Raw genomic sequence first — 315 nt, 5'->3', positions numbered from 1 at the left:
ATCATGAGTTACAAACGGTGTTTGTGCGCTGGCCAGAAGTCGTTGCACTTTTGGTTGAAGTTGGTTAGCCTACCCAACTTTTGATTAGCGTTTCCGCAAGTTCCGGTATGCCCAACTTTTCGTGTCCAATATAGACAATTTTCACAACGAGTAGGCACGCCTTCTTTTGTCATGAAATGACTCATTCTCCCTCACTCCTTATACCGAATCAGCACATCCACCCGCGGCGTCATGCTATACAGTTTCTTCACCGTCATGCTGACCACTTGGCTGTCGTCCTGCCAAATAACCTTCGAAAGTCCATCCTTCACACCC

1 protein-coding gene is annotated in these 315 nt (G+C 47.3%); it reads right to left on the bottom strand.

All coding sequences use genetic code 11. The features are described 5' to 3' along the window. Positions 1-191: 191 nt before the first annotated feature. Positions 192-311, bottom strand: a complete 120-nt coding sequence (locus SB822_RS55940) for a RusA family crossover junction endodeoxyribonuclease (protein WP_410858956.1) — start codon at positions 309-311, stop codon at positions 192-194. Positions 312-315: the final 4 nt, after the last annotated feature.

The organism is Paraburkholderia sp. SIMBA_054, from assembly GCF_046534875.1.
In the GTDB taxonomy this organism is placed as follows: domain Bacteria; phylum Pseudomonadota; class Gammaproteobacteria; order Burkholderiales; family Burkholderiaceae; genus Paraburkholderia; species Paraburkholderia hospita.
This window is presented reverse-complemented; position numbering and strand designations above follow the sequence as displayed.